Origin of the sequence: Streptomyces sp. NPDC017246 (assembly GCF_044331325.1) — a bacterium.
Taxonomy (GTDB): Bacteria; Actinomycetota; Actinomycetes; order Streptomycetales; family Streptomycetaceae; genus Streptomyces.
On the sequence record NZ_JBIRMW010000012.1, the window covers coordinates 77,046 to 99,726 of the forward strand.

The 22,681-nt window shown below is 71.5% G+C and carries 19 protein-coding genes; 18 read left to right on the forward strand and 1 reads right to left on the reverse strand.

The window, feature by feature from the left end; translation table 11 throughout:
- Position 1 precedes the first annotated feature (1 nt).
- From ACH4MY_RS26140 to ACH4MY_RS26185, 10 genes are all read left to right on the forward strand, one after another.
- Positions 2 to 1,669: a serine/threonine-protein kinase gene (locus ACH4MY_RS26140; RefSeq protein ID WP_398006149.1), complete on the forward strand. Its 1,668-nt coding sequence runs from the start codon at positions 2 to 4 to the stop codon at positions 1,667 to 1,669.
- Between the two features lie 73 nt (positions 1,670 to 1,742).
- Positions 1,743 to 2,318: a TetR/AcrR family transcriptional regulator gene (locus ACH4MY_RS26145; protein WP_398006150.1), complete on the forward strand. Its 576-nt coding sequence runs from the start codon at positions 1,743 to 1,745 to the stop codon at positions 2,316 to 2,318.
- Between the two features lie 362 nt (positions 2,319 to 2,680).
- Complete coding sequence (gene ureA / locus ACH4MY_RS26150) at positions 2,681 to 3,409, forward strand: urease subunit gamma (protein ID WP_398006151.1); 729 nt, start codon at positions 2,681 to 2,683, stop codon at positions 3,407 to 3,409.
- On the forward strand, positions 3,406 to 5,157 hold the full coding sequence (locus ACH4MY_RS26155; RefSeq protein ID WP_398006152.1) for an urease subunit alpha: 1,752 nt from the start codon (positions 3,406 to 3,408) through the stop codon (positions 5,155 to 5,157). The genes ureA and ACH4MY_RS26155 overlap by 4 nt, the downstream gene beginning before the upstream one ends.
- A 170-nt stretch (positions 5,158 to 5,327) precedes the next feature.
- Complete coding sequence (locus ACH4MY_RS26160; RefSeq protein WP_398006153.1) at positions 5,328 to 6,341, forward strand: agmatine/peptidylarginine deiminase; 1,014 nt, start codon at positions 5,328 to 5,330, stop codon at positions 6,339 to 6,341.
- A 96-nt stretch (positions 6,342 to 6,437) separates the two neighbouring features.
- Complete coding sequence (locus ACH4MY_RS26165) at positions 6,438 to 8,111, forward strand: ABC transporter substrate-binding protein (protein WP_398006154.1); 1,674 nt, start codon at positions 6,438 to 6,440, stop codon at positions 8,109 to 8,111.
- Positions 8,108 to 9,067, forward strand: coding sequence for an ABC transporter permease (locus ACH4MY_RS26170; protein WP_398006155.1), 960 nt, complete (start codon positions 8,108 to 8,110; stop codon positions 9,065 to 9,067). The genes ACH4MY_RS26165 and ACH4MY_RS26170 overlap by 4 nt, the downstream gene beginning before the upstream one ends.
- The gene (locus ACH4MY_RS26175) at positions 9,064 to 9,918 is read left to right on the forward strand and encodes an ABC transporter permease (protein WP_398006156.1); all 855 of its coding nucleotides are present in this window, start codon (positions 9,064 to 9,066) and stop codon (positions 9,916 to 9,918) included. Before ACH4MY_RS26170 ends, ACH4MY_RS26175 begins: the two co-directional genes overlap by 4 nt.
- Positions 9,915 to 10,907 (forward strand): ABC transporter ATP-binding protein, encoded by a 993-nt coding sequence (locus ACH4MY_RS26180; RefSeq protein ID WP_398006157.1) that lies wholly within the window; start codon positions 9,915 to 9,917, stop codon positions 10,905 to 10,907. The genes ACH4MY_RS26175 and ACH4MY_RS26180 overlap by 4 nt, the downstream gene beginning before the upstream one ends.
- Positions 10,900 to 11,751, forward strand: a complete 852-nt coding sequence (locus tag ACH4MY_RS26185; RefSeq protein ID WP_398006158.1) for an ABC transporter ATP-binding protein — start codon at positions 10,900 to 10,902, stop codon at positions 11,749 to 11,751. Before ACH4MY_RS26180 ends, ACH4MY_RS26185 begins: the two co-directional genes overlap by 8 nt.
- Before the next feature lie 17 nt (positions 11,752 to 11,768).
- Here the strand turns inward: ACH4MY_RS26185 and ACH4MY_RS26190 are convergent, their stop codons facing one another.
- Positions 11,769 to 12,413 carry a TetR/AcrR family transcriptional regulator gene (locus tag ACH4MY_RS26190; protein ID WP_398006159.1) on the reverse strand — a complete coding sequence of 215 codons (645 nt, stop codon included), beginning with the start codon at positions 12,411 to 12,413 and terminating at the stop codon, positions 11,769 to 11,771.
- A 184-nt stretch (positions 12,414 to 12,597) separates the two neighbouring features.
- Here ACH4MY_RS26190 and ACH4MY_RS26195 point away from each other — a divergent pair, with 184 nt between their 5' ends.
- The 8 genes from ACH4MY_RS26195 (at position 12,598) to ACH4MY_RS26230 (ending at position 22,597) form a co-directional block, all read left to right on the forward strand.
- A complete protein-coding gene (locus ACH4MY_RS26195) occupies positions 12,598 to 13,743 on the forward strand; it encodes an agmatine/peptidylarginine deiminase (RefSeq protein WP_398006160.1) in 1,146 nt (381 codons plus the stop codon).
- A 140-nt stretch (positions 13,744 to 13,883) separates the two neighbouring features.
- Positions 13,884 to 15,374 carry an APC family permease gene (locus tag ACH4MY_RS26200; RefSeq protein ID WP_398006161.1) on the forward strand — a complete coding sequence of 497 codons (1,491 nt, stop codon included), beginning with the start codon at positions 13,884 to 13,886 and terminating at the stop codon, positions 15,372 to 15,374.
- A gap of 107 nt (positions 15,375 to 15,481) precedes the next feature.
- Positions 15,482 to 16,426 carry a hypothetical protein gene (locus ACH4MY_RS26205; protein WP_398006162.1) on the forward strand — a complete coding sequence of 315 codons (945 nt, stop codon included), beginning with the start codon at positions 15,482 to 15,484 and terminating at the stop codon, positions 16,424 to 16,426.
- A 310-nt stretch (positions 16,427 to 16,736) separates the two neighbouring features.
- Complete coding sequence (locus ACH4MY_RS26210) at positions 16,737 to 18,188, forward strand: purine-cytosine permease family protein (protein WP_398006163.1); 1,452 nt, start codon at positions 16,737 to 16,739, stop codon at positions 18,186 to 18,188.
- A gap of 45 nt (positions 18,189 to 18,233) precedes the next feature.
- Positions 18,234 to 19,403: an agmatine/peptidylarginine deiminase gene (locus tag ACH4MY_RS26215; RefSeq protein ID WP_398006164.1), complete on the forward strand. Its 1,170-nt coding sequence runs from the start codon at positions 18,234 to 18,236 to the stop codon at positions 19,401 to 19,403.
- A gap of 100 nt (positions 19,404 to 19,503) precedes the next feature.
- Positions 19,504 to 19,752: a hypothetical protein gene (locus ACH4MY_RS26220; protein ID WP_398006165.1), complete on the forward strand. Its 249-nt coding sequence runs from the start codon at positions 19,504 to 19,506 to the stop codon at positions 19,750 to 19,752.
- A 209-nt stretch (positions 19,753 to 19,961) separates the two neighbouring features.
- Positions 19,962 to 21,350, forward strand: coding sequence for a GH1 family beta-glucosidase (locus ACH4MY_RS26225; RefSeq protein ID WP_398006166.1), 1,389 nt, complete (start codon positions 19,962 to 19,964; stop codon positions 21,348 to 21,350).
- On the forward strand, positions 21,347 to 22,597 hold the full coding sequence (locus ACH4MY_RS26230) for an MFS transporter (protein WP_398006167.1): 1,251 nt from the start codon (positions 21,347 to 21,349) through the stop codon (positions 22,595 to 22,597). The genes ACH4MY_RS26225 and ACH4MY_RS26230 overlap by 4 nt, the downstream gene beginning before the upstream one ends.
- The last annotated feature ends 84 nt before the right edge of the window (positions 22,598 to 22,681 follow it).

A 22,681-nucleotide genomic window follows, 5' to 3' on the forward strand; every position in this document is an offset into this window, starting at 1 on the left:
CATGTCCGCTCAGCTTCCCGGTGTACAGCCCGCTAGCACGGCTCTGTCCCCCGACGACCCCCGCGAGATCGGTGGCTACCGCCTGCACGCCCGGCTGGGTGCGGGCGGCATGGGCGTCGTGTACCTGGCCTACACCCCCGGCGGGCGTCCCATCGCCCTGAAGGCGGTCAGGGCGGAGTTCGCCGCGGACCCCGAGTTCCGCGAGCGCTTCGCCCAGGAGGTGGCCAGCGCCCGGCGGATCCACGGTCTGTTCACCGCGCAGGTGGTCGACTCCGGGGTGGACGCCCGCACGCCATGGCTGGCGACGGCATACGTCCCCGGGCCCACCCTCCAGCAGGTGGTCCAGCGGCACGGCCCGCTGCCGGTCCGCACGGTGCTGCTGCTCGTCGCGGGCATCGCGGAGGCGCTCCAGGGCATCCACGGCGTGGGCGTCGTCCATCGGGACCTCAAGCCCGCCAACGTACTGATCGCCTCGGACGGCCCCCGCGTGATCGACTTCGGGATCGCGCGGGCGGCCGACGCCGCCGCGCTGACCGGGGCGGGTCTGCGGATAGGGACGGCCGCCTTCATGGCGCCCGAACAGGCGCTGGGAATCCAGGCGACGGCGGCGACCGACGTGTTCGCGCTCGGCGCGCTCGCCGCCTATGTCTCGGGCGGCGCGCCGCCCTTCGGGAACGGGCCGGAGTCGGCGGCGCTGTACCGCGTCGTCCACGAGGAGCCCGATCTGGCCGGTGTCCCCGCCGGACTGCGGGACCTGGTGCGGCACTGCCTCGCCAAGCGTCCGGAGGACCGCCCCACGACCGCCGAGGTGATCGCGGCCGTCCACGCCCACCCCGCCGTGGGGGCGCGGCCGGAGTTCGCCGACGACTGGCTGCCCCACCCGGTCAGCGCGGACATCGCCGGGCACGGCGTGGGGCCGACCCCGTCGTACGCGCAGCCCACTGCCACTGCCACCGCCACGGCCACCGCGTTCCCGTCGGAGGGCGTCCCTCGGGGAATCGACTCGGCGAGGGGTTCGGCCGGCGCGAGCGGCACGGCCTCGTCCGGCGGCGTGGCGGAGCGTCCCGTCGAGGTCCGGGCTCACGCCCCGTCGTCGCGCAGAGCGCCGCGTCGCGGTGGGCGGCTGCTGCTCACGGCCCTGGTGGCGGTCCTCGCGCTCGTCGTGGGCGGGGCGGCCGTCTACTCCCTCGACTATCTGCCGGAGGAGGGGACGGAACCGGCCGGTGCCAGCGGCGAACCGTCGAGTCCGCCCGTCACCGTGGGTCCTTCCAGCTCCGCGCCGAAGCCGTCCGCCGGCTATGTGCCGGGATACGCCGGTGTCGAACTCACCTCGCCCGACAGTTCGTACGAGTTCGACATCCAGGCCGGCAAGGTCGTTCCCGCGGACACGGCTTCCTGGTACCTCGCCATCGGTGACGGCGCGTTCGTCCTGCCCGAGGAGAGCGACGCCTTCGTCGGGTCCGGGGACGGCCTCAGTGTGGCCGAGTGCGTACACGGGATCGAGTCGGAACCGGTGACGGCGCTGCCCTTCGCCGAGCTCGCCGACGAACGGCCCTTCTGCGTGCGGAGCGCGGACCAGAAGGACATCGTGATCGCGCGCCTGGTCGAAGCGACGTCGGGCGGCGGTTCCGTCACGGTCGTCGTGGACCGCTATCGCCGCGCGGGATGAGGGGGATCCGTGCCGGTCGGGCGGCCGCGGAGGCCCTGGGATCGGCCGGGACGGCGCCGGGTAGGGTTCGCGCATGGCATCTCGTAGTACTCAGATCCTCGAAGCGGCCGCGCGGGTCATCGCCCGGCGCGGGATCCGTGGGCTGCGGGTGGAGGAGCTCGCCGCGGAGGCAGGCGTCTCCACGGCCCTGATCTACTACTACTTCAAGGACCGCGCGGGGATCCTGCGCCGCACGCTGGAGTTCATCAGCGAGCGCGCCGAGCGGTACACGAGCGACCGCGATCCGGACGCCCCGCCGCTGAGCCCGCGGGAGGAGCTGGAGGAGACACTCCTCCTGGAGCTCCAGGACACCGTCGAGGTGCGGGAGAACAGCGCGGCCTGGGGCGAGTTGCGGGCGAGCGCCGTCTTCGACGAGCTGCTGCGCGAGGATCTCGCGCGGGCCACCCTGATGTGGGCCCAGGACGTCGCCGCGCTGCTCGGTCAGGTGCGGCCCATGGCGTCGGCGTCGGCACTCGCCGCGGCGGGGGAGCGGCTCACGGTCCTCCTGGAGGGGCTCAGCATGAGGTGGCTCGGCGGCGGGATCAGGATCGACCACGCGCGCGCACTGCTGCGGGGCGCCGTCGAAGCGGAGCTGGCCGGGCTCCGCTGACCCCGGGCGCCGCCAGCTCCTTCTCCCTGTCCGTGCTGTGTCGTGCCGCGGAGCTTTCGCTCTCCGGCTCCTTCTTCTGGTCCGGTGTGGAGCGTTCCTCTCCGATGTATTGACTGTTTTTTCAGTCAGTGTCAGAGTGAGGTCATCGCCGAGTACGGACCGCTCCCGCATCCCGTACCGCCGGCTTCCCCGCCCGCCGAGAGCTCCTCGGCCATCGCCGGCCGCGCCGCCCCCGGGCCGTGGCCGGTCCGGCGCCCAGCGGCTGCCTCGCCGCCGCACAGGCGTCTCGCACCTTCCGGAGAAGGAATGAACACCATGATGTCGACCGGCGCACCCGTCGGACCAAGAGGTCGGGGGCCGTCGTGCCGCTGACTCCCACCGAGCGGGACCGCCTGCTGCTGTTCACCGCCGCCGAGCTCGCCCGGGCCCGCCGCGCGCGCGGACTCCGGTTGAACGTCCCCGAGGCGACCGCGCTCATCGCGGACACGGTCTGCGAAGCCGCCCGCGACGGGCTGCGGCTGGCCGAGGCGATCGAGCGGGGCCGCTCGGTCCTCGGCCCGGACGAGGTGCTGCCCGGAGTCGTCGACGTGGTCACCGAGGTCCAGGTCGAGGCGGTCTTCGACGACGGCACCCGGCTCGCGGCCATCGCCGAGCCGTTCGGTGCCCACGAGCGCGACGACGCCGCCCCCGGCGCCCTGCTGCCCGTGTCGGACGTCATCGAGGTGCGGGAGCCGGACGTGACGCTGACCGTCCGCAACACCGCCGCGGTGCCGGTCAGCGTCACCTCGCACTTCCACTTCTTCGAGGTCAATCCGCGCCTCGACTTCGACCGGGCCGCCGCGTACGGCATGCGGCTCGCCATCCCGGCCGGCGCCTCCTTCCGCTTCGACCCGGGCGGCGCGGCGGAGGTCGGGCTCGTGCCGATCGGCGGCGCGCGCGTCGCCATCGGCTTCGCGGGTCTGGTCGACGGCCCGCTGGACGCGCCCGGCGCGAAGGAGGAGGCCCTGCGGCGCGCGGCGGCCTGCGGCTACCTCGGAGCGGACAGCGCGCGCGACGATGCCGCCGAAGCCCTGGAAGGAACCACCCCGTGAGCAAGCAGAAACGTCACAGCGATCACTGCGAGCCGGGCGTCAGCAGACATGTCGACCCGTACGAGTACGCCACCGTCCACGGGCCCCGTGCCGGTGACCGGGTCCGGCTCGGCGACTCCGGTCTCGTCGTCCGGGTCGAGGCCGACTCGCAGGAGCCCGGCGACGAGTTCCTCGCGGGCTTCGGCAAGACGGCCCGCGACGGGATGCACTTGAAGGCCGCCGCCGTCCGCGAGACCTGCGACGTGGTCATCACCAACGTGCTGGTGATCGACGCCGTCCTCGGCATCCGCAAGGTGTCGGTCGGCATCCGCGAGGGCCGGATCCACGCCATCGGGCGGGCCGGCAACCCCGACACGCTCGACGGCGTCGACGTCGTCGTCGGTACGGGGACGACGATGATCCCCGGCGAGGGGCTGATCGCCACCGCCGGAGCCGTCGACACCCACGTCCACCTCCTCTCGCCCCGCATCATGGAGGCGTCCCTCGCGAGCGGCGTCACCACGATCATCGGCCAGGAGATCGGACCGAGTTGGGGCGTCGGCGTCAACTCGCCATGGGCCCTCAAGCACGCGTTCAACTCCTTCGACGCCTGGCCGGTGAACATCGGCTTCCTGGCCCGGGGCTCGTCCTCGGACCCGGCGCCGCTGGTGGAGGCGCTCGCGGAGGGCGGGGCGTCCGGCTTCAAGGTGCACGAGGACATGGGCGCCCACACCCGGGCCCTGGACACCGCCCTGCGGGTCGCCGAGGAGCACGATGTGCAGGTCGCCCTGCACAGCGACGGCCTCAACGAGTGCCTGTCGGTCGAGGACACCCTGCGCGTCCTGGACGGCCGTACGATTCACGCCTTCCACATCGAGGGCTGCGGCGGCGGGCACGTACCCAACGTCCTGAAGATGGCGGGCGTCCCGAACGTCATCGGCTCCTCCACCAACCCCACGCTCCCCTTCGGCCGCGACGCCGTCGCCGAGCACTACGGGATGATCGTCTCCGTCCACGCGCTCAAGCCGGACCTGCCCGGCGACGCCGCCATGGCGCGCGACCGGATCCGGGCCGGGACGATGGGCGCGGAGGACGTCCTCCACGACCTCGGCGCGATCGGGATCACCTCCTCCGACGCCCAGGGCATGGGACGGGCGGGGGAGACGATCCGGCGCACCTTCGCGATGGCCGGGAAGATGAAGGGCGAGCTCGGCCCGCTGGACGGCGACGGGCAGGGCGACGACAACGCACGTGTGCTCCGGTACATCGCCAAGCTCACCATCAACCCGGCGATCGCCCACGGCCTCGCCCACGAGATCGGCTCGATCGAGATCGGTAAGATGGCCGACATCGTGCTGTGGCGGCCTCCGTTCTTCGGCGCCAAGCCCCAGATGGTCATCAAGAACGGCTTCCCCGCCTACGGCGTGACCGGTGACCCCAACGCCGCCACCGACACCTGCGAGCCCCTCGTCCTCGGCCCGCTGTTCGGCGCGCACGGAGCCACGCCGGCCGAGCTCTCCGTCGCCTTCGTCAGCCGCGCCGCCGCGGAGTCCGGTTCCTTCGGCCGCCCGTACGACGCCATGGCGACCCGCAGGCGACGGGTCGCGGTGCGTGGCACCCGGGGCATCGGCCCCGCCGACCTCTTCCTGAACTCCCGGACCGGTGACGTCCAGGTCGACGGCCGCACCGGCCTCGTCACGATGGACGGGGAGCCCCTGCGCTCCGAACCGGCCGAGGCAGTCTCCCTCAGCCGTCTGTACTTCCTCTGATCCGCAGCGTTCCGCTTCCGAGTGGACGACCTCTGAACTGTCTCTTGACTGAAAATTCAGTCGAGGGGAAGATTCCACCCACCACGTACCCGTCCTTGGCTCGATTCGGCCTTGCGCGCCGTCCCGTCCGCCACCGACCGGTATCTCTGGCGAGAGAAGAGAGATCTCGAATGACCGCATTCCGTATGCCCGCCGAGTGGTCCGAGCACGAGGGCTGCCTGATGGCCTGGCCCACCCGCCCCGACCTCTGGGGCGGTGTGCTCGACGACGTCAAGGAGGAGTACGCGAACGTCGCGCGGGCCATCGCCGGGTTCGAGCCGGTCACGATGGTCGCCCCGCCCGGCCACGGCGACGACGCCCGCGCCCACTGCGGCGACGGGATCACCGTCGTGGAGCTTCCGCTGGACGACTCCTGGTTCCGCGACTCCGCCCCGCTGTTCGTCCTGGACGGCGAGGGGCGCCGCGCCGGCGTCGACTTCCGCTTCAACGCCTGGGGCCGCAAGCACCACCCCTACGACTCCGACGACCGGATCAGCGCCCTGCTCCTCGCCCACCTCGGGGTGGAGCGCATCCCCTCCGAAATGATCCTGGAGGGTGGAGCGATCACGGTCGACGGCGAGGGCACGCTGATCACGACCGAGCAGTGCCTGCTGCACACCAACAGGAATCCCGGTATGAACCGGGACGAGATCGAGGCTGAGCTGAAATCCCGGCTGGGCGTCCGTAAGGTTGTCTGGCTTCCGTACGGTGGCCTGCTGGACACCGAGACGGACGGCCACGTCGACGGCGTCTGCGCCTTCGCCGCCCCCGGTAAGGTCGTCGTCTCGCTGCCCGAGGACCCCGAGCACCCCGACTACGCCAGGATGCGCGCCAACCGCGCTGTTCTGGAGGCCAGCACCGACGCTCGGGGACGGCGCCTGGAGATCGTCGACGTCCCGCAGGTCGCGTTCGCCGATGTGGCCGGCGACGAGGTCGAGGTGTCGTACCTGAACTACTACGTCGCCAACGGCGGCGTCGTCGTGCCCGTGGCGGGTCTGGCCCAGGACGACGCGGCCCTCGCGGTGATCGCGGCGGCCCACCCCGGCCGCAAGGTGGTCGGCGTGCGGGCGAAGGCGATCGCGTTCGGCGGCGGCGGAGTGCACTGCATCACGCAGCAGATCCCCGTCGCCCGCCCGCTCGCGTAACCGGACCGGACCGATCGCTCCTGCCGGACCGTCCCCGCGGTCCGGCGGCCTCCCCCTATCGCGTACGCACAGGCCGTACGGAAAGAGAGCGCGACGATGAGCACACCCGCCCCCCGCGCCAGCAGACGTGCCGGCGTGCGCCGCGGCCGTCGGCCCGGGCGCCGCCGCGCCGCCGCGGCCGCCCTCCTGACGGCGGCGGCCCTGGTCACGGCCTGTTCGGGGCCGCCCAAGAGCGGGGAGAGCACCGGCGCGTTCTCCCTCTCGAAGACCACGCCCGCCGCCAAGGGCGAGATCGACTCCTTCACCTGGGCCGTGTACGCGGAGCCGCCGACGCTCGACTACACCGTGGCGTTCGACTACCCGCAGAACACGATCCTCTCGAACGTGTGCGAGAGCCTGATGCGCTGGACGCCGGGCCTCACCCTCGAACCCGGACTCGCCGAGAAGGCCACCAACCCCGACCCGAAGACCTGGGTCTACGACCTGCGGTCCGGGGTGCGCTTCCACGACGGCCGGACCATGACCGCCGACGACGTCGTCTTCAGCCTCGGCCGTCAGACGGACCCGGACAACGCGGCGGCCTGGGCGCAGAACTTCCAGAACGTCGCCTCCGTGCGGAAGACCGGCCCGCTCCAGGTCACCGTCAAGCTCAAGAAGCCCGACTCGCAGTTCCCCCAGTACATGGCGACCGCCGCCGGCGTCGTGGCCTCCAAGGCCGGAGTCGAGGCGGCCGGCAAGGACTACGGCACCACGGGCGGCCTCGCCTGCACCGGCCCCTTCGAGCTCGGCGAGTGGAACAAGGGACAGTCCGTCCAGCTCGACCGCTTCGACGGCTACTGGGGCAAGAAGGCCAAGTCCGGCAAGGTGCTCTTCCGGTTCATGACCGACCTCTCCTCCCGGACGAACGCCATGCTCAGCGGGGAGGCCGACGGCGGCTACCTCATCCCCACCGAGAGCTACGCGCGCCTCAAGTCCAGCGGCGTCGGCACCCTCTACTTCGGCGAGGGCCTCAGCACGGTCAACGTCAACATCACGAACATGAAGGGGCCGCTCGGCGACGTCCGCGTCCGCCGCGCGCTGTCCATGGCCCTGGACCGCTCCGGATTCGTGAAGGCCGGGCTCGGCGGCGCGGGCACCGTCACGAACTCGCTCACCACCCGCGCCGCGTGGGCGGCCGGCTCGGAGCAGACCAGGAAGAACGCCTTCGACGGCCTTCCGCAGCTCACGCCCGACATCGAGAAGGCCAAGGCTCTGGTCAAGGAGGCCGGCGCCACGGGCAAGACCCTCACCGTCGCCACCAGCTCCATCGGCCAGGACGTCTCCCTCCTCGCCACCGCCGTCCAGGCGGCCGGCTCCCGGATCGGGCTCGACATCCGGCTCGAGACCATCGCCCCGAACGCGTTCACCGCGCTGTTCACGGACCCCGAGGCCCGCGAGGGCATCGACATGTTCCCGCTCACCTACTACGACTCCATCACCGACCCGATCGACCTGCTGCAGAACTTCAAGACCGGCGCCTACATGAACTTCGCCGGCTACAGCGACAAGAAGTACGACGAGGGCATCGACCGGGCGACCGCCGTGTACGACCCGGACAAGCGCCTCGCCATCGAGGCGGAGCTGCAGAAGCACGCCGTCGAACAGCTGCTGTGGATACCGGTCGCGGAGTGGCCCACCGCCGTCTTCCTCAACAAGAGGATCAGCGGGGCGCCCACCACCATCTCGTACATGTACTACCCGTGGGCCGCCGACGTGGGGGCCGCGCCGTGAGCTTCCTGAGATTCGCCGCCCGGCGGGCCGCCGAGATGGGGGCCACCCTCCTCGTCGCGTCGTTCGTCGTCTTCGGCGCGATGTACCTGGCCCCCGGCAGCCCCGCGAGCTTCCTGCTCTCGGGCCGCTCGGCCTCGCCGGAGGCGCTCGCCGCGATCAACGCCCAGTACCACCTGGACGAGCCGTTCCTCGTCCGCTACCTCCGCTGGCTCGGCGACGTGGTCCAGGGCGACTTCGGGCGGTCCATCACGTACCGCACCGACGTCTCCCGGCTGCTCGCCGACCGTCTGCCCACCACCCTGCTGCTGATCGCGATGGCCCTGGTCGTGGTCGTGGTCATCGGCCTGCTGCTCGGCTGGATCTCCGCGGTACGAGGCGGAGCCACCGACTCCGCCGTCCTCGTCACCACCACGTTCGCCGTCGGCACCCCGTCCTTCGTCGCGGCCGTCCTCCTCCAGGCCCTGTTCGCCGTCCGGCTCGGCTGGTTCCCGAGCGGCGGCGCGGGCGAGGGCTTCCTCGACAAGCTCTGGCATCTGACGCTCCCGGCGATCGCGCTCGCGCTCTACCTGATCGGCATGCTCGCCCGCGTCACCCGCTCGGCGATGCTCGAAGCCCTCGACGGCGAGCACGTCACCGTGGCCCGCAGCCGGGGCGTCCCGGAGCGCCAGGTGATCCGCCGCCATGTGTTCCGGAACTCCCTGGGCACCGTCCTGACCACCGGCGGACTGATCGTCTCGACCCTGCTGGTCTGCACGATCCTCGTGGAGACCGCGTTCAGCATCGGCGGCATCGGCCAGCTCCTGGAGCTGTCCACGACCACCAAGGACTTCCCGACCGTCCAAGCCATCTCGCTGATCATCGTCGCCCTGTTCATGATCGTGAACCTCATCGTCGACCTCCTGCTCCCGTTGGTCGACCCGCGGATCACCCTCGGATCGAGGAGCTCCTCCGCATGACCGCCGTCCTCACCCGCCGGCCCGGCCTCGCCAAGCTCCGCACGGCCCGGTCACCGCTCCACCTCATCAGCCTGGGCTTCGTCGTCCTCGTCGTCGCCGGAGCGCTGCTCGCCCCCCTCGTCGTGCCGTACGACCCCAACGCGGTCGACCTCGGCAACGCGCTCGCGGGCCCCTCCGCCGAACACCTCCTCGGCGTGGACGCGGCGGGCCGCGACACCCTGTCCCGGCTGCTCCTCGGAGCCCGCACATCGCTCCTCGGCCCGCTGGGCGTGGTCCTCTTCTCCACCGTCACCGGCGTCGTGATCGGTACGGCGGCGGCCTGGCGGGGCGGCTGGCTCGACTCGGTCCTCTCCCGCAGCACCGAGCTGGTCTTCGCCTTCCCCGGGATGCTGCTCGCGATCCTCATCATCTCGATCTATGGCGAGGGGCTCCTGGCCCCGGTCATCGCCCTCGCCGTCGCCTACCTGCCCTACGTCAGCCGTCTGACGCGCTCCCTGGTGCTGGCCGAACGCGCGCGTCCGTACGTCAGCGCCTACCAGGTCCAGGGCCACTCGGCACTCCAGATCTGCCTGCGCCACATCCTCCCCAACGTCGCCCCCATCGTCCTCGCCCAGTCCACCATCAACTTCGGCTACGCCCTCATGGACCTCGCCGGCCTCTCCTTCCTCGGCCTCGGCGTACCGGCGCTCACCCCCGACTGGGGTCGCATGGTCTTCGACGGGCAGACCGCCGTCCAGCAGGGCTACCCGCTGTCCGCGATCCTGCCCAGCGTCTTCATCGTGCTCACCGTCGTCGCGTTCAACGTGGTCGGAGAGCGCTGGGCCGACCGCGTCGCCAGGAGAGACCGATGAACACATCCGCCAGGCCGGCGCTCGACATACGAGGGCTCCGGATCACCCTGCCCGGCACGGCTCGCCCCGTCCTCGACGGGATCGACCTCACCGTCGCCACCGGAGAGACCGTCGCGCTCGTCGGCGAGTCCGGCTCAGGAAAGAGCCTCACCTCACGCAGAGCCCTGCGTCTGCTGCCGCCGGGCGCCGTCACCGAGGGCACCGTCCTCGTCGACGGCCATGACGTCCTCACCCTGGAGAACGACCGCCTGCGCACGCTGCGCACCGGCACCGCGGCCATGATCTTCCAGGACCCGCGGGCGGCCATCAACCCGCTTCGGCGCATCGGCGACTTCCTCACCGAGAGCGTCCGCACGACCGGGACGATGACCGCCGGGCAGGCGACCGCCCGCGCCGTCGAACTCCTGGAGGCCGTGGGCCTGGACAGCGCGGCGCTCGCCAAGTACCCCGGCCAGGTGTCCGGCGGCATGCTGCAACGCGTCATGATCGCCGCCGCGCTGATGGGCGACCCGGCCCTCCTGCTCGCCGACGAGCCCACCACCGCCCTGGACGTCACCACCCAGGCCGAGGTCATCGCCCTCCTCGGCAGGCTGCGCGAGCGGTTCGGCACCGGGCTGCTCTTCGTCACCCACGATCTCGATCTCGCGGCCGCCATCAGCGACCGCGTGTACGTGATGTACGCCGGGCGGATCGTCGAGAGCGGACCGGCCGAAGAGATCTTCGCGCACCCCCGCCACCCCTACACGGCGGCTCTCCTCGCCTCCACCCCCCGCCTGGAGAACCCGCGGGGCCGGCTCGCCGCCATCGACGGCCAGCCCCCCGACCTCCGGGTGACACTCACCGGCTGCGCCTTCGCCGCCCGCTGCGCGCTCGCCACCGAGCTCTGCGACCAGCAGGCCCCGCTGTCGCTGCCCGCCCCCGGCCGACCCGAACACCAGGCCGCCTGCCACCACAGCGACCGGCTCGAAGGGAGCGCCGTCGATGCCTGAGAACACCCGGAACACCGAGAACACCGGGAACACGTGGTACGGCGAGAAGTCCGATGCCGTACTGGTCGTCAAGGGCCTGCGCAGGACCTACGGGACGGTGCGGGCCGTGGACGACGTGTCGTTCACCCTGCCGCACGGCGGTTCCCTGGGCATCGTGGGGGAGTCCGGCTCCGGAAAGACCACCACCGCGCGGATCGTCGTCGGCCTGGAGCGCGCGGACGAGGGCGATGTCCATGTACGCGGCCGGTCCCGGACCGATCGACAGCGCGGCCGCGCGCAGCGCCTCGCCCGCGCCCGCGAGGTCCAGATGGTCTTCCAGGACCCCCTGCTGTCCCTCGACCCGAGGACCAGCGTCGAAGCGGCCCTCCGCGAGACACTGCGACTCCACTTCCCCGAGCGGGACCACGCCAAGCGGATCCGGGAACTGCTCGACCAGGTCGGCCTGGGCACCCGGGCCGCCGACGTGCTGCCCCGTCAGCTCTCGGGCGGCCAGCGGCAGCGCGTGGCCATCGCGCGCGCCCTCGCCGTGGAGCCGGCCGTCCTCGTCCTCGACGAGGCGGTCGCCGCGCTCGACGTGTCCGTGCAGGCGCAGATCCTCAACCTGCTCGCCGACATCCGGGAGCAGACCTCGATCGGCTACCTCTTCATCACCCACGATCTGGGTGTGGTCCGGTGTGTCACCGACGAGGTCATCGTGATGCGCCACGGCGCCGTCGTGGAGGCGGGGCCCACCGCCGAGGTGCTCGCCGCGCCGCAGCACCCGTACACCCGGCTGCTCCTGGAGTCCGTCCCCCGCCCGGGCTGGGATCCGGAGCGGATCGCGGCCGCCCGCCGGGCGCTGTAAACGCGGTCGAGGCCCCTTCAGGCACCGGCGGCGAGCGTGCGGACCAAGGTCCGGAGCACCGCCCCGGCGTCGACGTCGGCGTCCAGGGACTCCACGGCGGCCAGTCCGTCGACGGCCGCGGCGACGGCCTCGCCCAGCGGCCGGGGGTCCAGGCCGCCACCTCGCTCGTCGGCCAGGACCTGGAACAGGGAGACGAAGCAGGCGCGCCAGCGCCGGTACTCCGCCTCCAGGGACTCCTTCACCCGGTCGTCGTTCAACGCGTGCCAGTGGAGGGCGGAGTGGAGGTGGGCGAGGTCCGTTCCCTCGGGCCTGTCGAGCAGATCGAGCACGCGCCCGGCGCGCTCGGCGAAGGTGCCGGTGGCGGTGACCGCCTCCTCCAGGGGCGAGATCCACTCGGGGCGGATGTCCGCGATGACGGCGAGGACGAGGTCGGTCCTGTCCTGGAAGTGGTAGTGGCACATTCCGTGCGAGACCCCGCACAGTGCCGCCACGTTGCGGGTGGTGAACCGCTCGCTCATCTCGCCGGCCAGCAGTGTGCGCGCGGCCGCGATCAACCGGGCCCGCGTCTGCTCGCCCTTCGCCGAGGCCCGCGACCGCGATGCCGGGCGGGTCAGGTCCGGGGAAGCGGCCTGGTTCGGGGAGTCCTTCGCGGATGCTGCCATGACCTCCATCTAACCAGGTGCCATGCCCGCCATCAGCGGGTTTCGGCGCCTGGCGCACGCCCGGGGCGGAGGCGGGGGCCGGGTTCCCGACAGTGCCGCCAAAAATATTGACCGAGCGCTCGCTCGGTTTTAGATTTCCGACCAACCGCGGACCTTCCGCGGGGAGTTGACGTAGGAGGCGCAAGTGAGCCGACCCGAGTCGAGCCGACACGCACGCAGGACCCTGAGCCGGCGAGGATTCGTCGCGGCGGCCGGCGTGACCGCCGTGGGCGCCGCCCTCGCGACCACCCGGTTCCAGGCCGGGGCCGCCGCCCCGGCCGCCAGTACCTTCCGCGTCCCGGTCGAGGACGTCCGGCACACCCGTACGTGGATGTGCTGGCCCGACAGCACCTCGATCTGGGGCAACACGCTGAGCGGCGTCCAGGCGGACATCGCCCTGATCGCCCGGACGATCGCGAAGTACGAGCCCGTCGTGATGTGCGCCAACTCCGGGAGCGCCGCCAAGGCCCGCCAGCTGTGCGGCTCCACGGTCACCGTCATCAGCTCCATCCCCGTCGACGACTGCTGGACCCGCGACACGGGGCCCGTCTTCCGTACGAACGGGGCCGGCGGCCTGGACGCCGTCGGCCTCAACTTCAACGGCTGGGGCAACAAGCAGACCCACGCCAAGGACGCGCTCGTCGCCGGCCGGATCGCCGCCTACGTGGGCGTGCCGATCACCTACGCCGACCTGGTCGGCGAGGGCGGCGCCATCGAGCAGGACGGCGCCGGCACCCTCATGGCCACCCGCAGCAGCCTCGTCAACCGCAACCGCAACCCCGGGGTGACGGAGCGCCGGCTGGAGGCGGTCATGTGCGAGGCGTACGGCGCCTCCAAGGTCATCTGGTTCGACGGCGTCAAGGGCCAGGACATCACCGACGACCACGTCGACGCCACGTCCCGCTTCCTCGCCCCCGGCGAGGCCCTCGTGCAGATGCCGCTCTCGTCGGAGTCCGACGCCTACGCCCGGGACGCACGCCAGCAGTTCGGCATCCTGTCCGCCTCGACGACCGCCGACGGCACCCCGATGGACACGATGCGCCTCCAGGGACCGGACTACAACAAGATCCGCTCCGCCAACCCGGACTTCCTCGCCTCCTACGCCAACTTCTACCTGTGCAACGACGCGGTGATCAGCGCCCACTTCGGCGACACCCGGGCCGACCAGGCGGCGAAGGCCACCCTGGCCCGCCTCTACCCCGACCGTGTCATCGAGCAGCTGAACATCGACCGCCTCGGCACGGGCGGCGGCGGCATCCACTGCGTCACCCAGCAGCAGCCCGTCAGATAGCGAACGAACGGCGGCCGAGAGCGGGACAGGGGCCACCGGGGACCGGACGGACGTCCACGGGCGTCCGTCCGCCCCCCGGGGGCCGGACGGCTCCCGGCCGCCACCACCGTCCTCCAGCACGGCCGAGGAAAGGCGCACAGGTGATCGACAGGTCCAGCAGTGGCGGGGGAGGACTCAGGGCGGGAGCCCTCGGTACGTTCGACTCCGTGGTCATGGCGGTCGCGGGCTGCGGGCCGGCGTACATCGTCGTCGCGCTGATCCCCGCGCTCGTCGCGGCGGTCGGCTTCGCCGCCCCCGCCGCCCTGCTCTACGGCGCGATCCCCATGGTGGGCATCGCCCTCGCGTTCCGGCACCTGGGACGGCTCGACGTCAGCGCCGGCGCCACCTACTCCTGGGTCGCCAGGGGCCTCCACCCCGTCCTCGGATTCCTCAGCGGATGGGCCGTGGTCGCCGCCACCACCCTCTTCATCGTCGCCTCGACGACCTCCGCGGGCGCGGCCACCCTGTCCCTCTTCGACGAGGATCTGGCCAGGAGCGAGGTCTGGTCCACCGCGGTCGGCCTCGGCTGGTTCCTGCTGATCGCCGCCCTCGTGGCCGCGGGCACCCGGATCGCCGCCGGGGTGCGCGTCGTCGCCGTCGGGGTGCAGCTGGCACTGCTGCTCGCCGTGGCCGTCACCGCGCTGACCCGGGACACCCACGCCGCCGCGTTCTCCTTCTCCTGGTTCGGCCTCGGCCACTTCGACGCGACCCACTCCTTCACCGCGGGCGCGCTGATCGTGGGGGCCGTGTACTGGGGCTGGGACGTGACGGCCAATCTGAGCGAGGAGACCCGCAGCGGCCGGGGCGGCTCCGGACTGGGCGGACTGATCGGCCTCCTCGTCGTCGCCGCCACCCTCCTCACCCTGACGGTCAGCACGAACATGCTCCTGGGGCCGGCCGCCGTCACCTCGGACGACGAGACCTTCCTCCTTCTGCTCGGCGAGACGGCCTGGCCGGGAGTCGGCGGCACCCTGCTCGTCCTCGCCGTCCCGCTCGCCATGGTCGCCACCCTGGAGACCACGCTCCTCCAGGTGACGCGCACCCTGTTCGCCATGGGCCGCGACCGCATGGTCCCCGCCTTCCTCGGCCGGGTGCACCCCCGGCGGCGGACCCCCGTGGCGTCCACACTGGTCGTCTGCGCGTTCGCCGTGACGACCCTGACGCTCGTCGTGCTCACCGATCGCGGGTTCGTCGTCCTCGACGACGCCCTCATGGGGATCGGTCTCCTGATCGCCTTCTACTACACACTCGCCGGCATCACCGTCGCCGTGGCCTTCCGCGGTGTGCTGCTCGCCTCCCTCGGCAATCTGATCTTCCTGGGGCTCTGGCCGCTCACCGGCGTGGCCTTCAACATCTGGGTCCTCGTGGCCTCGGCCCGGACCCTGACCGGAGCACAACTGGCCATCGGCATCGGCGCGCTGGCCGTCGGGCTGATCCCGCTGGGCATCGCGTGGTTCCGGGGCGGCCGGTCCTTCCTCCGCCCACGCCCGCTCAACTCGAAGGACGTGACCACGGCGGAGTCGTCGTTCGAGGACGTGCCGGCGGCCGGCACCGCCGACGGCAGACGAGAAGGCCTCCTGTCAGATTTCTGAACCCGCCACCCGCCACCCGGAACTCGGAACCGGCACCCGGCACCCGGCACCCGGCACCCGGAAAACCCGCCACCCGGCACCCGGAATCCGTACGAGGGAGAACCGACATGTCCGCCTGGCTGCGCCGTGGCACATCCGCGCCCGACTACGACCCGACGTTCGGCGACAGGGCGCTCGCCGACGGCCGCGAGGACATGCTCCTGGGCCGTTGGGAAGGCGCCCGCGACCTGCTCGCGCGGATCCCGGGCGACTGGGACGTACGAGCCCACCGCGTCCGCCTGCTCGCCGACGCCGCGGCGGGGCGGCGCACCGTGGACCTGTGGCAGGTGTCGGAACCGACGAACCCCGACGCCGCCGTACTGCGGGCGGAGACCGAGGTGATGCGGATGTTCGCCGCCGCCCGCACCGGGCGGACTCCCGGCGCCGACAGACTGGATACGGCGGTCCGGTACTGCTACCGGGCGGCCGAGCTCGCACCCTCCGATCCCCAACCGTGGGTCTCACTGCTCACCCTGGGCAGGCTCTACCCCGGCGGACACCCCGAGACGTCGGCCTGGTGGAAGGAGATCCTCGCGCGGGACCGGGACCATCGAGAGGGTCACCACCAGGTCCTTCGTCACCTCTCCGCCCGCTGGCACGGCTCTTACGCCACGACGCTCAACTTCGCCTGGGACGCTGCTGGTTCCGCCCCGTACGGATCACCGCTCGCCATCCTCGCCCAGGTGGCGCGCGCCGAGCACTACCGGCACCGGGTGGCGACCGAGGGGAAGGGCGTCCTCGGCCTGACGCACCACTGGACCGACGAGCGTGCCCGCGGCGACCTTCGCCACGCGTGGGACAAGTGGATCGCCCACCGCGTCCCCAGGGCGCAGGACGTCGCCGACCTCAACCATCTGGCGCACGGTCTGGTCAGGGCCGGCATGGCCGAACGGGCGGGCGAGGTCTTCCGGTTGCTGGACAACCGGGCCACCGAAGTGCCCTGGTCGTACACCGGGGACCCGGAGCAGCTCTTCATCCGCTGGCGCGACAAGGTCGCATCCGACGCCCGGTGAACACCCATGCGGGCTCTTGATTGAAAATTCGGTCATTTCGATGGCCCTCTCCCTCGCGGTTCCCTGTGGGACGCGTGCTGCCGGCTCACTCCCGGCACGGTGGTGTCCATGCCCGAAAAGGATGGTCAACCCCCGGTGGCGCGGGCGCAGTCAACCGGCTGGATCACATCGGCAGGATTGCCTGACGTCATCTGTGCGCTATCTATTGACTGAAAATTGAGTCAATCCCTAGGGTGGCGCAGCCCCACCGACTCCGTCCGGTCGGGGTGGTCGGGTGGCCTTGAGGTGCACCCCTTACTCAGGAGGCCATATGGGGTCAGTCACCTCGGAGACCGGGAGTTCCGCACCTCCCGCCGGCATCGAGCAGCACTCGATCGACTGGGTGCCCCTCGCGGAACGGCACGGCAAGCCGTCGAGTGTCGGCGCCATCTGGTTCGTCGGCAGTCTCAACCTCACCGGTCTCGCCACCGGCGTCGTGACGCTCTCCATGGGGGCCTCGCTGGTCTGGACGGTGATCGCCACGGTCCTCGGCTCGCTCTTCGGCACGTTCTTCATGGCCTTCCACTCGGCCCAGGGCCCCCAGCTGGGGCTGCCCCAACTGGTCCAGTCCCGGCCGCAGTTCGGGTACGTCGGCGCGGCGCTGACCGTGTGGGTCTTCGCGCTGGTCAACTACGTGGGCTTCAACACCTCCGACGCCCTGCTCTCCGGTCAGGCCGTGAACCTGCTGACCGGGATTCCCAACGGGTTCGGGTATGTGCTGGCCGCCGCGGTGGCGACCGTGATCGCTCTGTTCGGCTACGACTGGATCCACCGGTTGAACAGATGGCTCACCTGGCCGTTCGTCGTGGTCACCGCGGCCATCACCGCTGCCGCCCTGTTCGCCGGCGGGCTCCCCGCCGACGTCTGGGACGCGGGTCCCTTCGCGCTCGCGCCGTTCGTGCTCGTGTTCGTCTTCGTCGCCGGCTTCCAGCTGGGCTGGGCACCGTACGTCTCGGACTACTCGCGGTACCTCAGACCCGACGTCTCAGTGCGCAGCACCTTCTGGTGGACCTACCTGCCCAGCGCCGTCTCCGGCATCTGGGTGTTCCTCCTCGGCGCCGTGGTCTCGGCCGGTGCCCCTGAGGGCACCGACCCGGTGACCGCGCTGAAGCTCGCCGGCGACCGGCTGTTCAGCGGGTTCGGGACGCTCGCCGTCGTGGTCCTGCTGATCGGGCTGCTCTCCATCATGGCGATCAACCAGTACGGCGGCAGTCTCACCATGATCTCGATCGTGGACTCGTTCCGGCCGGTCAAGCCGACGCGGGGCATCCGGGTCGTGACGATCGGGATCATGCTGGTGGCCGTCGGGTCGATCTCGACCCTCGTCGGAATCGACCGCTTCAACTGGTTCTTCGCCAACGTGGTGGTCGTGCTGACGTACCTGTTCATCCCGTGGACGGCCGTCAACCTGGTGGACTTCTTCTTCGTCCGGCGCGGCCAGTACGTCGTGAAGGAGATCTTCAACCCGCGCGGAATCTATGGCCGTTGGGGCTGGCGCGGAAACCTCGCCTACGGGATCGGGCTGGCCTGCATGGCCCCGTTCATGGTCATCACCGGTCTCTACGTCGGACCTGTCGCGAAGATCCTCGGTGGCGTCGACTGTTCGCTCTTCGTCGGACTGCCGGTGGCCGGCGGCCTCTACTGGATCTTCGCCCGGAGCCTCGACCTGGCCACCGAACGCCGGATGGTCCGAGAGGAGGGGCTGCTGACGCCACCTCACTGAGCACACCGCGCCGCACGTACGAACCTCCGCGAGAAGGAGCATCACGTGAAGACACAGCACGACGGCGACACGCCGGGCATCAGCCGTAGAACGCTTCTGGCCCGAACCGGGGCGGCCGCGGCCGCACTGGCGGTGGGGCCGGTACTCGGCGGCATCCAGCCGGCCATGGCCGCGTCCTGGCGGGTCCCCGGTGAGGAGACGCCGCACAAGCGGACCTGGATGGCCTGGCCGTCCAGCTACACGATCTGGGGCAACCTGCTCTCCAAGATCCAGACCGACATCGCCAAGCTCGCGAAGGAGGTGGCCAAGTACGAGCCGGTCACCATGTGCGCGGACGGCTCGTCGGCCGCCTCGCAGGCCAGGACCGCCTGCGGATCCACGGTCACGGTGATCAGCTCGATCCCCGTCTCGGACTGCTGGATGCGGGACACCGGCCCGCTGTTCCGCGTCGACGGCGCCGGCGGCATGGATTCCTTCGGGCTCAACTTCAACGCCTGGGGCGAGAACGCCACGCGCTTCTACGGCCTCCCCGCCTCCGCCTACGACAAGGACCGTGTGCTCGCGCAGCGCGTCGCCTCCTCCGTGGGTGTGCCGTTCGCGAAGGCGTCCGTGGTCGGCGAGGGCGGCGGCATCGAGTACGACGGCGACGGCACGGTGATGGCGACCGAGAGCTGCTGGCTGAACAGCAACCGCAACCCCGGCAAGTCGCGGAGTCAGGTCGAGGCGGAGCTGCTCTCCCGGTTCGGCGCCTCGAAGATGATCTGGCTGCCCGGTGTCACCGGGCAGGACGTCACCGACGGCCACATCGACGGCACCGCCCGGTACATCAAGCCCGGCGTGGTGATGGTGCAGCTGGCCGGTGCCGTACGGCCGGACGTCTGGACCGACAACGCCCAGGCCATCCACGACGTCCTGGTGAACGCGACCGACGCCAGGGGCCGCCGACTGCAGGTCCTCACCATCCAGGGTCCCGACACCCTGCCGCGGATCGCGGCGGGCAAGCGCCAGGACTTCCTCAGCTCCTACATGAACTGGACGGTGACGAACCAGGCGGTGATCACGACCCAGTTCGGAGACACGGCCAAGGACGCGGCGGCCAGGACGGCGATCGCGGCCGCCTACGGCAGGCCCGTCGTCCAGCTCAACCTCGACAACCTCTACGGCAACGGCGGCGGTGGCGCGCACTGCGTCACGATGCAGGAACCCGTCCGCTGAGCGACGCGCCCGGGTCTCGCCCTCGAGGCCCGGGCGCCCTGCCGGGCCGGCCCGGAAGGGACCACGCCTCACCTGAGGTCACGGAGTGCTCCGATCACCCGTGGACGACACCCGTGGACGACACGCGTGCACCACTGCTGGTTGCATCGCAGCCGATCTCGCAGTCGAACGGATCGGGCTCTTCCCGCGGACCATCACCTCGTCCTCCGACGGCCGACTCGCGTACGTGGCCTGCGCCGTCTCGTCCACCGTCGACCTGGAGACGCTGGATCGCCTGGCCCGGCTGGACATCGCCAAGCTGGGCGAGCCGGGCGCGCACGGTCTGGCGTATCGTCCGCGCCCGGCCTGATCGCCGCGCGGGCGGAGACGGACCGTGGCCGGCGGTCGCGCGACCCGGACGGTCGGGCATGACGTCACCGGGGGTCTGCAGACCCTCGGCGTCCGTCGGTCGCTGCCTCGGTAAAAGTTGAGAATTGTTCACTTTCCATTGACAGGGCGGATCCCGGGGCCCGAAAGTGCCGTGAGCAACCAGCACCCCGGCGATCGAAGCGAGTCCCCATGACAGCGCCCGTACCCGAGTTCCCGGCCGGCTTCCTCTGGGGAGTCTCCGCCTCCGCCTTCCAGATCGAGGGCTCGCTCACGGCCGACGGCCGCGGCCCCTCCTCCTGGGACGCCTTCACCGGAGAGCAGGGACGCGTCAAGGACGGCTCGCACGCGGAGGTCGCCACCGACCACTACCGGCGCTACCGCGAGGACGTGGCGCTGATGGCCGAACTCGGCGTCGGCGCCTACCGGTTCTCGGTCTCCTGGTCCCGGGTCCTGCCCGAAGGTGACGGCCGGGTCAACGACAAGGGGCTGGACTTCTACGACCGGCTCGTCGACGAGCTGTGCGCCTCGGGGATCGCCCCGGTGCCCACACTGTTCCACTGGGACACCCCCCTCGCCCTGGAGAAGCGGGGCGGCTGGCTCGACCGGGACACCGCCGAGCGGTTCGCGGCGTACGCCTCGGTGGTCGCGGAGCGGCTCGCCGACCGGGTGCCCATGTGGATCACCATCAACGAGCCGGCCGAGGTCACCCTCCTCGGATACGGCCTCGGCGAGCACGCCCCCGGCCGCCGACTCGTCTTCGACGCCCTGCCCGCCGCCCACCACCAGCTCCTGGCCCACGGCCTGGGCGTCCAGGCCCTGCGGGCCGCGGGCGCCCAGCAGATCGGCATCGCCGTCTCCCACAGTCCGGTCTGGACCGCCGGCGACAGCGACGACGACCGGGCGGCCGCCGAGTTGTACGACACCCTCACGAACCGCCTCTTCGCCGACCCCCTCCTGACCGGCGCCTATCCGGACGAGGGCCTGGCCTCGCTCCTCCCCGGCCCGGTGGCGGAGGACCTCAGGACGATCTCGGCCCCCCTGGACTGGTACGGGATCAACTACTACAACCCGATGCTCGTCGGCGCCCCGCAGCCGACCCCGGACTCCTCCGCCGACGCCGGCTCCTCCTTCGGCGGGATCGACATACCAGCGGACCTCCCCTTCGCCATCCGGCAGATCGAAGGCCGTGAACTCACCGACTTCGGCTGGCCGGTGGTCCCGGACGGACTGCGCGAACTGCTCGGCACCATGCGCGAGCGCTACGGCGACCGGCTGCCGCCCGTGCACATCACCGAGAACGGCTGCTCGTACGGCGACGGGCCGGACCCCGAGACGGGGCGGATCGACGACGCCCGCCGGGTCGCGTACCACGACGGCCATGTGCGCGCGCTGCACGAGGCGATCGCGGAGGGCGCCGATGTCCGCGGGTACTTCATCTGGTCGATCCTCGACAACTTCGAGTGGGCGGAGGGGTACCGGCAGCGCTTCGGGCTCGTCCACGTCGACTACGAGACCCTGGAGCGGACGCCCAAGGAGTCGTACGCCTGGTACCGCGACCTGATCAAGAGCGGCAGATGACCGCCGAGGGGACGGCGGCAGAGCCGGCCCCCGTGACCGGGGTCCCGGCCGGGGGCCGGTGGGTGAGCGCGCTGTCCCTCGCCAACCTCGGTGTCTGGGTCGGCTGGTTCGGCCCTCTGCAACTGCTCCTGGCGCGCCAGGCCGAGCACCTCACCCCCGACCACAAGGCGTCCACCCTCGCCCTGGTGACGGGAGTGGGAGCGGCCGTGTCGATGGTCGCCAACCCCGTCTTCGGCGCGCTCTCCGACCGGACGACGGCGTCCGTCGGCCGGCGCGTCCCCTGGGTGGCAGGCGGAGTGGCGGGCGGGGCGGCCGGGCTGCTCGTCCTGGCCGCGGCGCAGAGTGTCGCGACCGTGATCGTGGGCTGGTGCGTGGTCCAGCTCGCCCTCAACGCGGCCTTCGCCGCTCTCACCGCGGCCGTCCCCGACCAGGTACCGCCGCGGCGGCGCGGTCTGGTCGGCGGCTGGCTCGGCGTCTCCCAGGTCGGCGGCATCCTGGTGGGTACGGCACTGGCGACGGTCGCGGGCGGGGTGGTCGGCGGATATCTGGCCTGCGCGGTCTTCTCGGTGGTCGCGGCCGTTCCGTACGTCCTCATGCGGCGCGACACCCCGCTCGCCCGCGCCGACCGGCCGGCCTTCCGGTGGAGGACCTTCCTCGGCGGTTTCTGGATCGACCCGCGTCGCCATCCGGATTTCGGGTGGGCCTGGCTCACCCGCTTCCTGATGAACCTGTCGTACTCCATCAGCACGATGTACCTGCTCTACTACCTCACCGACGCCGTGCGTTACGAGGGCGACGCGGACAACGGCGTACTGATCCTCACGGCGCTCAACGCGCTCACCCTGCTCGCCACGGTGGTGATCAGCGGCATCCGGTCGGACCGCAGCGGCCGACGGAAGTCCTATGTGATCCGGTCGGGTCTCGTCATCTCCGCGGCCACCCTGCTCCTCGCCGTCTGGCAGACCTGGACGGGCGCGGTCGTCGCCTCGCTCGTCCTCGGCCTCGGCTTCGGCGTGTACACGGCCGTGGACTTCGCCCTGCTCACGGACGTGCTGCCGACGGCGGAGGACCGGGGAAGGGACCTGGGCGTCATCAACATCGCCAACGCGCTTCCCCAGGTGCTGGCCCCCGTGATCGCTGCCCCGGTCGTCACCCACTTCGGCGGGTACACGACCCTCTACACCCTGGCGGGCGCGCTGGCCCTCGCGGGCTCGGTCCTGGTGAGCCGTATCCGCTCGGTCCCCTGAGGCCGGGCCCGCCGCCGTACCGGCCGGCACGTACGGCGCCGGCCGCGGTGCCACCACCTCGGGTGGCGGCACCGCGGCCGGCGG

Bases quoted from the DNA above. Each gene is read 5' to 3' on its own strand.
- ACH4MY_RS26140 (WP_398006149.1), top strand. From the start codon at position 2: ATGTCCGCTCAGCTTCCCGGTGTACAGCCCGCTAGCACGGCTCTGTCC.
- ACH4MY_RS26145 (WP_398006150.1), top strand. From the start codon at position 1,743: ATGGCATCTCGTAGTACTCAGATCCTCGAAGCGGCCGCGCGGGTCATC.
- ACH4MY_RS26160 (WP_398006153.1), top strand. From the start codon at position 5,328: ATGACCGCATTCCGTATGCCCGCCGAGTGGTCCGAGCACGAGGGCTGC.
- ACH4MY_RS26165 (WP_398006154.1), top strand. From the start codon at position 6,438: ATGAGCACACCCGCCCCCCGCGCCAGCAGACGTGCCGGCGTGCGCCGC.
- ACH4MY_RS26175 (WP_398006156.1), top strand. From the start codon at position 9,064: ATGACCGCCGTCCTCACCCGCCGGCCCGGCCTCGCCAAGCTCCGCACG.
- ACH4MY_RS26180 (WP_398006157.1), top strand. From the start codon at position 9,915: ATGAACACATCCGCCAGGCCGGCGCTCGACATACGAGGGCTCCGGATC.
- ACH4MY_RS26185 (WP_398006158.1), top strand. From the start codon at position 10,900: ATGCCTGAGAACACCCGGAACACCGAGAACACCGGGAACACGTGGTAC.
- ACH4MY_RS26190 (WP_398006159.1), bottom strand. From the start codon at position 12,413: ATGGCAGCATCCGCGAAGGACTCCCCGAACCAGGCCGCTTCCCCGGAC.
- ACH4MY_RS26205 (WP_398006162.1), top strand. From the start codon at position 15,482: ATGTCCGCCTGGCTGCGCCGTGGCACATCCGCGCCCGACTACGACCCG.
- ACH4MY_RS26210 (WP_398006163.1), top strand. From the start codon at position 16,737: ATGGGGTCAGTCACCTCGGAGACCGGGAGTTCCGCACCTCCCGCCGGC.
- ACH4MY_RS26225 (WP_398006166.1), top strand. From the start codon at position 19,962: ATGACAGCGCCCGTACCCGAGTTCCCGGCCGGCTTCCTCTGGGGAGTC.
- ACH4MY_RS26230 (WP_398006167.1), top strand. From the start codon at position 21,347: ATGACCGCCGAGGGGACGGCGGCAGAGCCGGCCCCCGTGACCGGGGTC.